We start from the raw sequence: 14,177 nt of genomic DNA on the forward strand, positions 1-14,177 counted from the left end.
TCAATGGATTATAGTAATGGTTTCGCCGCGCAACTTTACAGCTATCGCGTTTTTGACTGAAGGCCAGACGTTATATGTACCAGGTTTTGCTGGGAAAAATCTCCTCGCTGAGCACAGACCAGTGGGCGCAAGCCCTCTCCCAATACGCTCCGCAGGGTGCTCAACGCGCCCGTTGGCTGGCGGGTCGAGGGCTACTGTCGCGTGTGCTGGCACCACAGCCTTTACCGGAGATTGTCTACCGTGAACAGGGCAAACCCGTGTTTGCCGACGAGTATCCTCTGTGGTTCAGCGTGAGTCACTCGGAAGATGATATTGCGTTAATTATCAGCGATGAAGGTGACGTAGGCTGTTCGCTGGAGCATATCCGTCTGCAGGAAAACTGGCCTACGCTCGCCAATGCCGTATTTAGCAATGCCGAGCATGACGCGCTGGAAAAGGAAACATCCGAAAACAAACTCAGCACATTCTGGCGTATCTGGACCCTAAAAAAGGCCATCCTTAAACAACGCGGTGGTCATTCCTGGCAAATGGTCAGCATTGACAGCAGTGCCGCGCTGCACTCAACGAGCCAGTGCCGGACAGGTTTGCTGAGCCTCGCCGTTTGCACCACCACGCCCTTTGAGATTACGGCGTCTCTGATCCATTCTGTACACGCTGAGCTGGCCGAAAAATAACCAGCACGCCCAGCATAATCAACCCGACACCCGCCAGCCCCTGCCACGAGAACGACTCACCCCAGCCGGGCAGCAGGATCGCCGCGGCCCACACCAGAATATAACTGAGGCTCAGCAAGGCATACGCTTTGCTGAACGCCATGCGATGCAGCGCCAGATACCAGCAGCCCATAGAGGCCACATAGCCCATCAGCCCCAGCAGCAGCGCGCCGGTACCGGACGAAAAATGCCAGAGAGCCCTGAAAAATGCCAGCGCCTCGCCGACGGGCGGAAGCGCCTGCATGGCGCTGCGCAGCAGCAACTGCGCGGCACTGACTAACGCCACGCTGCATAACGCCCAGCACGCCCCTTTCACAGGCTTCCTCCCAGCAGAACAATCCCGATCATAATCAACCCTACGCCCAGCCAGTGATGTCGGGCCACCTTCTCATGCCAGAGCCCCTTCGCCGCCAGCGTCACCCAGACAAAATTAAGGCTCAGCATGGGATAGGCGACCCCGACGGGAAGACGCTGCAATACCACCAGCCAGACCAGCATGCCGCAGCCCAGCGCCAGCAAGGCGAGCCCCAGCCAGAGCACAATATGTGCACCACGCCGCCCGGTTTTCGCCGGACGGGTCGCTTGCTTCTGACAGAGCTGTCCCGCGCAGGTCAGCAGGCTTGCCAGCACCAGCCAAAGCCAGGTCATCATTGCGGCAGATACTGCAGGTAAGCCAGCCGCCCCTGGATATACAGGTAGTCCGGCTTTGGCAGGTTATCCCGGTTCAGAACGTCGTTCTTCGACAGCAGGATCACCAGCGACACGCTCCCCTGCTGGCGATGCCTCGCCAGCCACTGCGCAAAGTCATCTTTAGTGATAAAGCGGTCTTTCACGTCCGGATAATCCAGCCCGTAACGCAGCTCACCGCTCTGACCAAACATGATGATGTCATTACGTTTAAGCTCCCACGCCAGCCCTGCCGCCACGCCGACGTTATCGGCCAGCACGAACCGGCTCTGCTGGAGCGGGTCGCGCACGGTATCCACCAGCGACTGTGGCTGTTTGGAGTCCACCACCAGGTTGGGAATGGCAAAACCAATCAGCAACGCCAGCCCGGCAGGGCACAGCGCCGCCAGCCACCAGCGCTGCTGGCTCCGTCTGAAGCTAAACCAGCCCACCACGGCCCAGACGAGGAAGGCCACCACCGCGCAGAAGACTTTATACAGCTCGACCGACGTCCAGACCGGGTGCTTAGCCAGCCCCCACGGCGACACGACTAACGCCGCGATGACACCGAGGGTACCGAACGCCAGGTTGATCCCGGCATTGATACGTAACACGCTGGCCCCCTTTTCCGCAGCGAGGCAGGCATAGCGCGCCATCAGGATCGCCAGCGGGGCAAAACACGGCAGGATGTAGGTAGGCAGCTTGCCTTTGGCAATGCTGAAGAATAAAAGCGGCATCACCACCCAACCGAGCAGATAAAGCCCGCCGCCTGCCGGATGTTTTTCACGCCAGCCCAGACGCAGCGCACCGGGCAACAGCGCCAGCCACGGCAGACTGCCCGCGACCAGGAATGGCAGGTAATACCAGAACGGGGCTTTGTGCTGGGCGTCGCTCTGGGCAAAACGCTGAATGTGTTCAACCCAGAAGAAGTAGCGCCAGAAATCGGGTTCACGCTGGGCAATCGCCAGCCCCCAGGGCAGGACAATGAGCACGCAGCTCAGGATCGCAAGCCCGCCAAAACTCAGCACCTCTTTCCAGCGCTTTTGGGCAATCACCCACGGCAGGACGCCAAGGACCGGCACCGCCAGGGCGAGAAAGCCTTTGGTCATCACCCCCATACCGCAGGCCAGCCCCAGCACGATGTAGCCCCCCGCTTTGCCAGCCAGGGTCTGCGCCTGCGAGGCCAGCCAGAAACTGCACATCGCCGCCGCCAGCCACAGGGAGATGATGGGGTCGAGCACGGCATAGGTGCCAATGCCATAGACCAGAAACAGCGTCAGGAAGATAAGGCCGGAGAACAGGGCAACGCGTTTATCGCGCCAGAGTTGCCAGGCCATCCAGATAACCAGTAGCGCCGTCAGGCCGGTGGAAAAGATGGCCCCGGCGCGCACGGCAAAGTTTGTATGGCCAAACAGCAGTTGCCCGAGGCTGTTGACCCAGTAGCCAGCAATCGGCTTTTCAAAGTAACGCAGCCCCAGAAAATGCGGCACAATCCAGTTGCCGGAGGCGAGCATTTCACGGCTGATTTCCGCATAGCGCGTTTCATCAGGCTGCCATAACAGACGGATATCAACCGGAATGAGATAGTAAACAATAAACAGGGCGAAAAGCCCTAAGCCATAACGGGCGACTTTCATGGTACCGGACTCACGGTTTGTTGATAGCCAAGCCAGCCTTCCCGGCCAGCCATTTCACTTCGCACAATTTTGCCGACGGGCAGCGTACTGAGATCGTCTGGCAGCAGGTCGATCAACGGGCAGAACTGAATCCCCTCCTGCGCCGCCAGCGTCAACAGCGCATCGAAATCATGCTGATACGCAATCCCTTCCACCTCGGCGTGGATGGTGTAGACCGGCGTGCCGGTGTCGCGATGTATACGGTCCAGAATGTAGCGGTTGAAGCCATCGGCGGTCACCTCGCGCCCCACCACTTCATCCCAGGTGGGCAGTGTGACCGGGATTTGCACCGTGCCAACGCGGTTTTCACCGAGCTGCGGTAAAAATGGTCCGCTGCCCCGGCAATCGCTGTTGTAGCGAAACGCGAACGGCTCTTTGGCTTTCACGACGCGTTGATCCGCACGCCATCCGGCCACGGCGGAGCAGCGCACCGACTGCCCGATAATGGCCTCCAGCTCCCGCAGACCACGCTCGATTTCCCGGGCCAGGCGAGGAATGTCCCAGACGCCCGCCCAGGCCTGCCAGGCATGGTGATCCCAGGCATGCAGGCCGACCTCATGGTGCTGCGCCGCTTCACGGATGATGGCTTCGTTACCCGCGCCGATACGCCTGCCGGGCCATGCGGTACCGGCCAGCAAAATATCCCAGCCGTAGAGCGATGCTGCGCGCGAGCGCAGCATTTTGAACAGAAATGCCGGTTTAACCAGACGCCATAAATGACGTCCCATGTTGTCTGGCCCCACGCTGAAGAAGATGCTGGCACGCACATCGTGCTTGCTCAGCAGCGTCAGCAGTCCGGGAACGCCGTCACGCGTTCCCCTGAAGGTATCGACATCAATGCGTAAACCGACTTTTTTCATGAGGCCTGTTCCGACAGCTCCACGGTGCGCAGGAAGAAATCGAGCGTCTCATCAATGGTCTGCTCCATCTTCACCGTTGGCGTCCAGTTCAGGCAGCGCTTCGCATTGCGAATGCTCGGCTTGCGGTGCTCAACGTCCTGGTAGCCTTTGCCATAGTAGCTGCTGCTTTCCACTTCGCGGAATCCTGCAAACGGCGGGAACTGGTTACGCAGCGGATGGCGCTCAAAGCTTGCCAGCAGCATTTCGGCCAGTTCACGAATGCTCGCTTCGTTATCCGGGTTGCCGATGTTGATGATCTCCCCGTTGCAGCGGCCATCCTTGTTTTCAATGATGCGGAACAGGGCTTCGATGCCGTCGCTGATGTCGGTGAAGCAGCGTTTTTGTTTACCGCCTTCAATGAGCTTAATGGGCGAGCCTTCCACCAGGTTCAGGATCAGCTGGGTAATGGCGCGGGAGCTACCAATGCGCGCCGCGTTCAGGTTATCCAGACGTGGCCCCATCCAGTTGAACGGCCGGAATAGGGTAAAGCGCAGCCCTTCTTTCTCGCCGTAAGCCCAAATTACGCGGTCCAGCAGCTGTTTAGAGACGGAGTAAATCCAGCGCTGCTTGTTGATCGGCCCAACCACCAGGTTAGAGGTATCTTCATCGAAGTTTTTATCAGTACACATGCCGTACACTTCGGAGGTGGACGGGAAGATGATGCGCTTATCGTATTTCACGCAGTCGCGGATAATCTTCAGGTTCTCTTCAAAGTCCAGCTCGAATACGCGCAGCGGATTGCGGGTGTACTCAATCGGCGTGGCAATGGCGACCAGCGGCAGCACCACGTCGCATTTTTTGATGTGGTACTCGATCCACTCGGAGTGGATGCTGATATCCCCTTCCACGAAATGGAAGCGCGGGCAGTCAAGGAAACGGCTGATGGCATCGGAGCCAATGTCGAGGCCATAAATTTCGTAGTTATCGTCTTTCAGCAGACGCTCGGTCAGGTGGTTACCAATAAAACCGTTTACGCCGAGGATCAGCACGCGGGTGCGGCGCTTAATTGCCACCACCGGGGCGCTGGTGATCAAGGCGCCGGGAACCAGCCCCAGAGACTGCGCCAGCTGCGCGCCCTGCACATAAACGCCGTTGTCGGTCTGACCGGTCACGATCTCCAGCGCCTGCTCGCCGCAGCTAACAATCAGCGGAGAGACAGAGACGATGGTGCCCGGTTTCGCGGCCGGGACATCGTCGCGCACGCGGGATTTCCAGACGATGAATTTGCTGACGCCGGCAAAGCTATACGCCCCCGGCCAGGGGTCGGTCACTGCGCGCACCAGGTTGTGCAGCTGGCGGGCGGGCTTGTTCCAGTCCAGACGGCCGTCTTCCGGCGTGCGGCGGCCAAAACAACTCGCCTTGCTCTCGTCCTGAGCGGTCTCGCTGAAGGTGCCGTTCAGGATGGTCGGCAGTGCATCGCGCAGCAGGCTTTGCGCCACCGAGCAGAGTTTCTGATGAAGCTGCAGCGCCGTCTCATCCGCATCAATGGCAACACGCTGCTGCGCGATGATGGCACCCGCATCCGCGCGGTGCACCATGCGGTGCAGGGTCACGCCGGTTTCAGTTTCGCCATTCACCAGCACCCAGTTCAGCGGCGCGCGGCCACGGTAGGCGGGCAGCAATGAGCCGTGAAGGTTAAATGCCCCTTTCGTCGCCAGACGTAAAATATCGTCGCAAATCAGGTTGCGGTAGTAGAACGAGAAGATGACATCCGGGGCGGTGTCGCGAATGCGATCCACCCACAGCGGGTGGTTGATATCGTCCGGCGCGTAGACCGGAATGCCGCGCTCGGCGGCGATACGCGCCACGGAGCCAAAGAAGTTATTCTCGCCTGCGGCGTCCGGATGCGTGAAGATGGCAGCGATATCATAACCCGCTTCAAGCAGGGCAAGCAGGCCCGCGCACCCCATATCGTGATAGGCAAAGACAACAGCTTTCATGGGTGTTTTTCCTCTTGAGAGACTTTGTGTTCCTGGCGGACAACACGTTGAATAAAGTAGCGCGGACGTGCGCGAACATCGTTATAGATACGGCCAATGTACTCACCGAGCAGGCCCATCCCGACAAACTGGGCGCCGATGAACATGAACAGCACGGCAAAGAGCATGAAGACCCCTTCCGCCGCCCACTGGGGGCCAAAGACCAGACGCAGGACGACCAGCAAAACGGAAAGCGTGAACCCGGCCAGCGCGATAATGCTGCCAAAGACGCTCAGCAGGCGCAGCGGCGTGGTGGTCAGGCAGGTGATGAGGTCGTACATCAGGTTGATAAGACGCATAAAGCTGTACTTCGACTCCCCGTGCTCACGCTCGGCGTGCAGCACCGGGATCTCCGTCGCCTTACGGGCAAAGGTATTCGCCAGAATCGGAATGAAGGTGCTGCGTTCATGGCAGTGCAGCATGGCGTCGACAATATGGCGGCGATAGGCGCGCAGCATGCAGCCGTAATCGCCCATCGCTTTGCCGGTGGTGCGCTGGATCAGGCGGTTGATGGTGCGGGAAGCCAGCTTGCGGAACAGGCTATCCTGACGATTCTGCCGTACCGTACCCACCACGTCGTACCCTTCGTCGGCTTTGGCGACCAGCCGGGGGATCTCCTCCGGCGGGTTTTGCAGATCGGCATCCAGCGTGATGACCAAATCCCCCGTCACGTGGCTGAACCCGGCCATAATGGCCGAGTGCTGGCCATAGTTGCGGTTAAGCAGCACCGCGACGATATGGCTGCCTTCGGCCTGCGCAGCCTCGGTCAACATCAGGGCGGAGTTATCGCTGCTGCCGTCATCCACCAGCAGGATTTCGTAGGCTTTGCCCAGCGTCTCGCAGGCGGCGGTGGTGCGGCGGATCAGTTCGGGCAGGCTCTCCTGCTCGTTATAAACGGGGATCACCACAGAAACTTTTTGTACAGGCGGCGCACTGAACATATCAATGTCCTGCAAGCTGATGGAGCGCGGTAATGACGCGGGTTGTGTCGTCATGAGTCATGTCCGGGAAAAGTGGGAGAGAACAAATACGCGCGCTGTTCCATTCAGAATGCGGGAGCGATACATCAGGAAAACGCTCGCGGTAGTATTTTTGGGTGTGTGCCGCGCGGAAATGCAGGCCAGTGCCGATGCCCTTCTCCTTCAGGGCCGCCATCAGGTTATCGCGGGAGATCCCGCAACGGGCTTCATCCACGCGAATAATAAACAGGTGCCAGGCGTGCACATGCGGCCATGATGGAATAGTGAGCGGCTGGAACGGCGTGTCGGCCAGCTCGCGCAGGTAGCGTTCGGCGATGTCCTGACGGCGTTTATTGGCCTGTTTCAGTTTGCCCAACTGCACCAGCGCCAGCGCGGCGTTGATATCCGCGAGGTTGTATTTAAAGCCGGGCGCGATCACTTCGGCCTGCGGCGCGCGGCCGTGGGTCTGGCGGTCATAGGCATCGACGCCCAGACCGTGGAATTTCAGGCTGCGGATTTTTTGTGCCAGCTGTTCGTCATCCGTCACCACCAGACCGCCCTCGGCGCAGGTCATGTTTTTAATGGCGTGGAAGGAGAAAATTGCCGTGCCCTGCCAGCCCACGTGACGGTCTTTGTAGTACGTGCCCGCGGCGTGTGCCGCGTCTTCGATCACCGGAATACCGTGACGTTCCCCCACCGCGCGGATAGCATCGATATCACACGGCGCACCGGCGTAATGCACCGGGATAATCGCTTTGGTACGCGGCGTAATCGCGGCGTCTACCGCGTCCGGGGTGACCATCAGGGTATCTTTGTCCACATCGATCATCACCGGGTTTGCCCCCAGCAGAACGATCATATTCAGCGTGGAGACCCAGGTCAGGGAGGGGGTGATGACGTCATCGCCAGGGCCAATACCCAGCGCCATCAGGGTGACGTGCATCCCGGCCGTTGCCGAACTGACGGCAATGGCGTGGTGATTCCCGGTCAGCTGACAAAATGCCTCTTCAAGCGCCTGATTTTTCGGCCCGGTCGTGATCCAGCCAGAGGTTAATACCTCCTGCAACGCCGCGATTTCCTCATTACCCATTGAGGGGCGGGAAAAAGGCAAAAAATCACTCATCATTAATTTCCTTGCAATAAGAATGGCATGCTTTTGATATTAACCAATTAGCGGACCGTTTATTTCAACGGTTCATAAACTCATATCAAGGTAGCGCTCATTTCTTAGGGAAAAATTAAGAGAGGGAATTAAAATGTTTTCACATGAATATAAATATCTTTAAAAACATAAAGTTATAAAATTATGAATTATTTATTTTGTGACAGCACTCAATTTTTTCAAAATGTAACGTTTAAACCAAAGCTCAACAAACAAAAAAAATCCCGGTTATTTCTTTAAAAACAGAAATAACCGGGAACTTTTCTTTTTAGTTAATTGTCGCGCTTATTTTAAATTATTTGGGAAGTCAGCGGGCAATTCACTGGCCGCACACGCAATTACGCTGTCATCGTTAGCCCCACAGTCGCGCACGAAGGTAATGGTGGCAAATTCATCAATCACTTCTGTTGGATAGGCCGGACCTGCATCGCGATAGCTGTTCATCAGTGGAATGTGATCGTTCTGGAAGCAGACGGTTTTTTCCGGGTTGTTCATGACCCAACGCGGGAAGAAGATAGTGCCATGGAACAGTTTGTCCCCAAGGTTCACGATCAGGCTAACGTCGGTGCCGGTGGGTTCAGTCCAGGAAATTTTATAAATACTCTCACCTACGCGAACAACATATACCTGCTGATCTTTTACCCAACGATTTCCCACCAGGCCGCTGTGAATACGGTAGTCGATGGTATTTTCATTTTTGATATAAATCTCGTAGTTCCAGCCATTATCGTAGGTATAAATCAGATGTTTGCCGATGAAGCCGCTTAAGTCGTGTTTGTCGAAGGTGCTCATATAATGTCTCCTTTGTTTTGATGAGACGATCCTACCCCTTCAAAAAATGAATGAATAACGCTATGTTTGAATCAAATTCATCCAAATTTTAGATTGATTATGCACAAGACGACGCTCGAACAATGGTCCTTGCTGGAGAAGGTGGTGGATGCGGGCAGTTTTGCCAGAGCCGCGGAAGAGACGCACCGCAGCCAGTCTTCCGTCAGCTATAACCTGGCGCTACTGCAGGAACGGCTGGGGGTGGCGCTTCTGGTGCAGGAAGGCCGTCGGGCAGTGTTGACCCCTGCCGGGGAACTGCTGCTCAACCAGGTCAAACCGCTGCTGAAAGCCTTCGCGTACGTTGAGACACGCGCGCTTACCCTGCGTAACGGAATGCGCACGCGGCTGGATCTGGTGGTGGATAATATCTTCCCCCGCCGTCGTCTGTTTGCCATCCTGCGTCAGTTCCAGCAGCAGTATCCGCAGACTCAGGTCCGTCTCACCGAAGTGCTGGAAAATACCCGCGCCGATGCCATCAATGATGAAGCCGATGTAATGGTCTTAACCCGCCGCCAGGATATGACCGGGCTTGGCGAATGGCTGATGAATATCGACTTTGTTGCCGTGGCCCATCACCAGCATCCGCTCTTTCAGCTCGACGCGCCGCTGAACGACGACATGCTCCGCCCGTGGCCGCTGATTAAAATTGCGGACAACCAGACCGCGGCGCACTCCGCCAGTGGCTCGTGGACCTTTTCCACCATTGACGCGGCCATTGAGGCGGTGATGTCGCAGGTGGGTTACGGCTGGCTGCCGGAGGAGCGCATTCAGACTCAGCTGGAACAAGGGGTACTGAAGATGCTGCCGCTCAGCCATGGCGTGCGGCGAGCCACGCCGCTGCACCTGATTGTGAAGCGCTCGCTTAGCCCGCTGGACGAACAGGTTGAGACGCTATTGCGCCTTTTTAGCCAGGAGCCGTCATCGTCACCTGCTACGCTTTAAGGTCCGAACGTTAAAACGATAAGGAGCAGATGATGAAAATCGATTTTACGGGGAAAGTGGCGCTGGTCACCGCCTCAACGGGTGGAATTGGCTTCGCCATTGCCAGAGGGCTGGCAGAAAGCGGTGCGGAAGTGATCGTCAATGGCCGCAGTACCGAGTCGGTGAATAAAGGTATTCAGCAGCTGCAGCAGGTGGTGCCGGGCGTGCAGGTGCGTGCCGCGATAGCCGATCTCAGCACGCCGGAAGGGGTCGAGTCGCTGCTGAAGGTGGCGAATAACGTGGACATTCTGGTCAACAATGCCGGGATTTACGGGCCGCAGGATTTCTATGCCACCGACGATGACACCTGGGAACGTTACTGGCAGACCAACGTGATGTCCGGCGTGCGTCTCTCCCGCGCGCTGCTTCCCGGCATGGTGAAGAAAGGCTGGGGCCGCGTGGTATTTATCTCCTCCGAGTCGGCCTGCAATATCCCGGCGGACATGATCCACTACGGCGTGACCAAAACGGCACAGCTCTCGCTGGCACGCGGACTGGCGAAGTTCGTGGCGGGTAGCGGCGTGACGGTCAACAGCGTATTGCCGGGGCCGACGATGTCTGGCGGATTCGCAGAGATGATGAAAGACGAGATCGAGAAGACCGGTAAATCGCTGGAACAGCTGGCAAAAGAGTTTGTGATGGCCAACCGCCCCAGCTCGGTGATCCAGCGAGCGGCCACGGTTGAAGAGGTCGCCAATATGGTGGTCTATGTCTGCTCAGCGCAGGCCTCCGCCACGTCTGGCGCGGCGTTGCGCGTCGACGGTGGCGTGGTGGATGACATTATCTGAGTGGCTCAGGCCGCAAGAATGAGAAAAAAAGCGTGAGGTTTAAGGACTGTGGCGCCAAAGCAGGTAAACTAACGAGCAGAATGTGTATTTCAGCTAAGACGTATTTATGACCAATATGATTGCCGACGAGACCGTGGCCAAATCTAACGTGCTCTCTGTCTTCGACTTTGATGGAACGTTAACACACCACGATAGCTTCATCCCTTTCCTGCGTTTTGCCTTCGGGAAACGTTACTTCGCGGGACGACTGGTGCGTATGGCATTGCCGACGCTCCACTGCGTACGCCGCAAGCTAACGCGTGATGAGCTAAAAGAGGTGCTGATCAAAACGTTCCTGACGGGGGTGGATGAACACTGGTTACGTCAGCAGGCGGAAGCGTTTTGCGAAAAATACTGGAACAAGCTGATGCGCCCCGAGGGGGTGCTGGCGGTGGCGGCGGAGGTGAACTCTGGCGCGGAAGTGACCATCTGTTCCGCCTCTCCGGCACTGGTGCTCCAGCCGTGGGCTGACAAGCTTGGCATCAAGCTGATTGGCACACAACTGGAAGTGAAAGACGGTAAGCTGACCGGGCGCATTACCGGCAACAACTGCCGCTGCGCCCAGAAAGTCGCCAGACTGGAAAAGGTGTATGGCAATCTGAACGAGTACCACCTGCGCGCCTGGGGGGATACCCGTGGCGACCACGAACTGCTGGCCGCAGCGCAGGATCCACACTGGCGGCACTTCCACCCACCGCGCAAGCGCCGCAACTCACCGATTAAGGGTTAGGTGCGGTCTGGTGCCCTCACCCCGGCCCTCTCCCACAGGGAGAGGGAGAAGAGCGTTGCATCAGGCCTCACGTTTCCCAGGGAACATCACGCTCGCAATAATCCCCAGCGCCAGCACGCCTAATACCACGAACAGACTGGTCGTCGCGCCAATGCTGTAGCCGTGATGCCAGAAGTGATCTGTTGCATTCAACCCGAGCTTGAACGCCACGAAGAACAGCAGCAGGACCACTGCTTTCTCCAGGTGAACCAGATACTGCTTCAGCGCTTCCAGTACGAAATAGAGCGTACGCAGGCCGAGGATGGCAAACATCATGGCGCTGTAGATAATCAGCGGCTCGCGGCTGACGGCGATAATGGCCGGTACGGAGTCAAACGCGAACATCACATCAGACAGCTCCACGACCGCCACGCAAAGTAATAATGGCGTCGCGTAACGTTTCGCTTTTTTGACGCGCCCAACCATTACGTCCTGGTTTTCTGGTTTTTCCAGCTCCGCATCCACCTCTTTCTGGGTCAGAATAAAGGCGTGGCTGCTGATTTTCGGCCAGACAGGATAGAAGCGTTTCACCAGCCGATAGGCCAGGTGACCGGAGTAATCTTCAACCTCGTCGCTCTCTTCGTTGCGCCTGAGCATCATCACCGCCGTCCAGCCAACGACCAGCGCAAAAATAACCTCCACGTACGGCCCCAGACTCAGCAGGCTGGTCCCAATGGCCACGAAGATACCGCGGAAGACAATCGCCCCCAGCACACCCCAGTAGAGTACGCGGTGACGGTACTTATCCGGCACGCCGAACCAGGCAAAAATCGCCATCATCACAAACAGGTTATCGACCGAGAGCACCTCTTCCAGCGCGTAGCCGGTGAGGAACAGGCTCGCCATCTCGGCACCGTGGTGAACATACAGGAACCCGGCAAACGCCATCGCCATCGAGAACCAGAAAACGGACCACATCGCGGCACTTTTCAGCGAGACAGGCTTATCGTGACGGTGCATGAAGAGGTCGATAAACATCGCCCCGACAGCCATCACCACAAAGACAACAACGGTTTCCGTCGGGAAACCGAGATGAGCAGCAGACATACACAACCCTTTTGTAGAGGCAAAACACAAAAACCATGCAGACTGGCATATGCCAGCAGAGAAAAAGATGGAACGGTTTTACAACGGTTCCCCCCTTCAAACCGCAGCTCTATGGCTGCGCAAGGCGTGTACTTTACCTCACAACGTGGGGTGACGCATCTGCCGTTTAGGCGCTTTGCGTAACGCGCCTGATATGTGAGTCACCTCTTATTTACATAATTTAAACCTTCCATTCACTGGATAAAAATAACACAACGTCGCTATAGTGGTTTTGTTAAATAAAACTGAGTTGTACCTGATAAAACCAAGAACAGACCCTGCGAGGACACAATGACAGAACAAACGCGTTATGGCGCTACCACCAGTGAGGGGATAGAAAAGGAGACGATGCGGAAGGTGATCTGGCGTATCCTCCCGTTTCTCATCGTCAGCTACCTGATCTCCATTATCGATCGCGGGAACATCGGCATGGCATCGCTGCAGATGAATGAGGATCTCGGTCTTAGCAAAGCGGCATTTGGTTTCGCCAGCAGTCTCTACTTTGTGGCCTATTTTTTGTTTGAAGTTCCAAGCAATCTGGCGATGCAAAAAGTCGGCGCACGACTGTGGATCCCGCGCATTATGATCAGCTGGGGCGTCGTTTCAATGTGTATGTCATTGGTTCAGAACACTACGTCGCTCTATATCGTACGTTTTCTGCTCGGCGCTGCTGAAGCGGGCTTTTTCCCGGGCGTCGTACTTTATCTGACCTGGTGGATCCCTTCCCGCTACCGCGCACGCATTATTGCGTCATTTATGGTTGCCATCCCGCTCGCCAACTTCATCGGCTCCCCACTCTCCGGGCTGATTCTGTCAATGGATGGCTGGTTGGGTCTTCGCGGCTGGCATCTGCTGTTTATTATTGAAGGCTTACCCGCCGTGCTGCTGGGCATTGCCGCCTGGTTTATTCTTCGCGATCGTCCTCATCAGGCGAACTGGCTCAGCAGTGAGCAGAAACAATGGCTGGAAAGCACGCTGGAGAGCGAGCGTAATCAGCAAAAGAACATTGGACATCAAACGACGTGGCAGCTTTTGAAGCATCGCCAAATCTGGCTGATGGCACTCATTTACGCGGGCGCATCGTCTGCAGGCACCACCATCAGCGTCTGGTCTCCTCAACTGCTTAAATCCTTCCACCTCGATAACCTGGAAACAGGCCTGCTGAACGCTATCCCTTACGGTCTGGCATCCGTTCTCATGATTATTTGGGGGCGAAACTCGGATCGTACCAACGAGCGCCGCTGGCACACCGCACTGACACTGTTCATGATTGCCGCAGGCGTATTCGCTGCATTTGTGAGCGTGTCGCTGCCGGCGACTATCGTGATCCTCAGCATCATGTTGATAGGTGCGTATTCCATGAAAGGGCCTTTCTGGGCGCTGGCATCCAGTTGGATGAGCAGTACTTCAGCGGCTGCAGGGCTGGCTGCGATTGGCGCTATTGCTAACCTGATCGGCGGCGCGGTCATGGTCAATGCATACGGTATTATCAATGAGCGGACGGGCAGCTACACGCTGGCTATGCTTCCGCTGGCCACGCTGTGTGTGGCGGGAGGTATCGCAGTTCTCATTATGGGACGACAGGCCCGTAACGCTCAGCTACACGAAAAACAGGTCACGCATTAGTGA

At 56.9% G+C, this 14,177-nt stretch carries 14 protein-coding genes; 5 read left to right on the plus strand and 9 right to left on the minus strand.

The window, feature by feature from the left end:
• Window positions 1–74 precede the first annotated feature (74 nt).
• Window positions 75–674, plus strand: a complete 600-nt coding sequence (acpT, locus tag ACQG22_RS22230) for a 4'-phosphopantetheinyl transferase AcpT (protein ID WP_095908371.1) — start codon at window positions 75–77, stop codon at window positions 672–674.
• Here acpT and arnF read toward each other — a convergent pair.
• From arnF to ACQG22_RS22270, 8 genes are all read right to left on the minus strand, one after another.
• A complete protein-coding gene (gene arnF, locus ACQG22_RS22235) occupies window positions 625–1,029 on the minus strand; it encodes a 4-amino-4-deoxy-L-arabinose-phosphoundecaprenol flippase subunit ArnF (RefSeq protein WP_369706715.1) in 405 nt (134 codons plus the stop codon). The genes acpT and arnF overlap by 50 nt on opposite strands.
• A complete protein-coding gene (arnE, locus tag ACQG22_RS22240) occupies window positions 1,026–1,364 on the minus strand; it encodes a 4-amino-4-deoxy-L-arabinose-phosphoundecaprenol flippase subunit ArnE (RefSeq protein WP_013099172.1) in 339 nt (112 codons plus the stop codon). The genes arnF and arnE overlap by 4 nt, the downstream gene beginning before the upstream one ends.
• Window positions 1,361–3,016 carry a lipid IV(A) 4-amino-4-deoxy-L-arabinosyltransferase gene (gene arnT, locus ACQG22_RS22245; RefSeq protein WP_369706714.1) on the minus strand — a complete coding sequence of 552 codons (1,656 nt, stop codon included), beginning with the start codon at window positions 3,014–3,016 and terminating at the stop codon, window positions 1,361–1,363. Before arnT ends, arnE begins: the two co-directional genes overlap by 4 nt.
• Complete coding sequence (gene arnD / locus ACQG22_RS22250) at window positions 3,013–3,915, minus strand: 4-deoxy-4-formamido-L-arabinose-phosphoundecaprenol deformylase (RefSeq protein WP_062935252.1); 903 nt, start codon at window positions 3,913–3,915, stop codon at window positions 3,013–3,015. Before arnD ends, arnT begins: the two co-directional genes overlap by 4 nt.
• Window positions 3,912–5,894, minus strand: a complete 1,983-nt coding sequence (arnA, locus tag ACQG22_RS22255) for a bifunctional UDP-4-amino-4-deoxy-L-arabinose formyltransferase/UDP-glucuronic acid oxidase ArnA (protein WP_013099175.1) — start codon at window positions 5,892–5,894, stop codon at window positions 3,912–3,914. The genes arnD and arnA overlap by 4 nt, the downstream gene beginning before the upstream one ends.
• Window positions 5,891–6,874 carry an undecaprenyl-phosphate 4-deoxy-4-formamido-L-arabinose transferase gene (gene arnC, locus ACQG22_RS22260; RefSeq protein ID WP_013099176.1) on the minus strand — a complete coding sequence of 328 codons (984 nt, stop codon included), beginning with the start codon at window positions 6,872–6,874 and terminating at the stop codon, window positions 5,891–5,893. The genes arnA and arnC overlap by 4 nt, the downstream gene beginning before the upstream one ends.
• A 1-nt stretch (window position 6,875) precedes the next feature.
• Window positions 6,876–8,015: a UDP-4-amino-4-deoxy-L-arabinose aminotransferase gene (gene arnB / locus ACQG22_RS22265; protein WP_058650531.1), complete on the minus strand. Its 1,140-nt coding sequence runs from the start codon at window positions 8,013–8,015 to the stop codon at window positions 6,876–6,878.
• A 324-nt stretch (window positions 8,016–8,339) separates the two neighbouring features.
• Complete coding sequence (locus ACQG22_RS22270) at window positions 8,340–8,846, minus strand: phenolic acid decarboxylase (protein ID WP_058661219.1); 507 nt, start codon at window positions 8,844–8,846, stop codon at window positions 8,340–8,342.
• A gap of 99 nt (window positions 8,847–8,945) precedes the next feature.
• On the opposite strand from ACQG22_RS22270, the gene ACQG22_RS22275 reads away from it, so the two are divergent.
• The 3 genes from ACQG22_RS22275 (at window position 8,946) to ACQG22_RS22285 (ending at window position 11,423) form a co-directional block, all read left to right on the plus strand.
• On the plus strand, window positions 8,946–9,827 hold the full coding sequence (locus ACQG22_RS22275) for a LysR family transcriptional regulator (protein WP_045294878.1): 882 nt from the start codon (window positions 8,946–8,948) through the stop codon (window positions 9,825–9,827).
• 32 nt (window positions 9,828–9,859) lie between these two features.
• Window positions 9,860–10,654: an SDR family NAD(P)-dependent oxidoreductase gene (locus ACQG22_RS22280; protein WP_040020772.1), complete on the plus strand. Its 795-nt coding sequence runs from the start codon at window positions 9,860–9,862 to the stop codon at window positions 10,652–10,654.
• A gap of 106 nt (window positions 10,655–10,760) precedes the next feature.
• The gene (locus ACQG22_RS22285) at window positions 10,761–11,423 is read left to right on the plus strand and encodes an HAD family hydrolase (RefSeq protein WP_013099181.1); all 663 of its coding nucleotides are present in this window, start codon (window positions 10,761–10,763) and stop codon (window positions 11,421–11,423) included.
• Between the two features lie 60 nt (window positions 11,424–11,483).
• Here the strand turns inward: ACQG22_RS22285 and ACQG22_RS22290 are convergent, their stop codons facing one another.
• A complete protein-coding gene (locus ACQG22_RS22290; protein WP_014833633.1) occupies window positions 11,484–12,509 on the minus strand; it encodes a TerC/Alx family metal homeostasis membrane protein in 1,026 nt (341 codons plus the stop codon).
• A gap of 330 nt (window positions 12,510–12,839) precedes the next feature.
• Here ACQG22_RS22290 and ACQG22_RS22295 point away from each other — a divergent pair, with 330 nt between their 5' ends.
• Window positions 12,840–14,174: an MFS transporter gene (locus tag ACQG22_RS22295; protein ID WP_038983925.1), complete on the plus strand. Its 1,335-nt coding sequence runs from the start codon at window positions 12,840–12,842 to the stop codon at window positions 14,172–14,174.
• The last annotated feature ends 3 nt before the right edge of the window (window positions 14,175–14,177 follow it).

The sequence above is a fragment of the Enterobacter cloacae complex sp. 309I3 genome, assembly GCF_050031595.1.
Classification (GTDB): Bacteria; Pseudomonadota; Gammaproteobacteria; order Enterobacterales; family Enterobacteriaceae; genus Enterobacter; species Enterobacter cloacae.

Excerpts from the sequence above, each read along its gene's own strand:
- arnB (WP_058650531.1), bottom strand. The coding sequence starts at position 8,015 with ATGAGTGATTTTTTGCCTTTTTCCCGCCCCTCAATGGGTAATGAGGAA.
- arnC (WP_013099176.1), bottom strand. The coding sequence starts at position 6,874 with ATGTTCAGTGCGCCGCCTGTACAAAAAGTTTCTGTGGTGATCCCCGTT.
- ACQG22_RS22295 (WP_038983925.1), top strand. The coding sequence starts at position 12,840 with ATGACAGAACAAACGCGTTATGGCGCTACCACCAGTGAGGGGATAGAA.
- ACQG22_RS22285 (WP_013099181.1), top strand. The coding sequence starts at position 10,761 with ATGACCAATATGATTGCCGACGAGACCGTGGCCAAATCTAACGTGCTC.
- arnE (WP_013099172.1), bottom strand. The coding sequence starts at position 1,364 with ATGATGACCTGGCTTTGGCTGGTGCTGGCAAGCCTGCTGACCTGCGCG.
- arnT (WP_369706714.1), bottom strand. The coding sequence starts at position 3,016 with ATGAAAGTCGCCCGTTATGGCTTAGGGCTTTTCGCCCTGTTTATTGTT.
- ACQG22_RS22275 (WP_045294878.1), top strand. The coding sequence starts at position 8,946 with ATGCACAAGACGACGCTCGAACAATGGTCCTTGCTGGAGAAGGTGGTG.
- arnA (WP_013099175.1), bottom strand. The coding sequence starts at position 5,894 with ATGAAAGCTGTTGTCTTTGCCTATCACGATATGGGGTGCGCGGGCCTG.
- ACQG22_RS22290 (WP_014833633.1), bottom strand. The coding sequence starts at position 12,509 with ATGTCTGCTGCTCATCTCGGTTTCCCGACGGAAACCGTTGTTGTCTTT.
- ACQG22_RS22280 (WP_040020772.1), top strand. The coding sequence starts at position 9,860 with ATGAAAATCGATTTTACGGGGAAAGTGGCGCTGGTCACCGCCTCAACG.
- ACQG22_RS22270 (WP_058661219.1), bottom strand. The coding sequence starts at position 8,846 with ATGAGCACCTTCGACAAACACGACTTAAGCGGCTTCATCGGCAAACAT.
- acpT (WP_095908371.1), top strand. The coding sequence starts at position 75 with ATGTACCAGGTTTTGCTGGGAAAAATCTCCTCGCTGAGCACAGACCAG.
- arnD (WP_062935252.1), bottom strand. The coding sequence starts at position 3,915 with ATGAAAAAAGTCGGTTTACGCATTGATGTCGATACCTTCAGGGGAACG.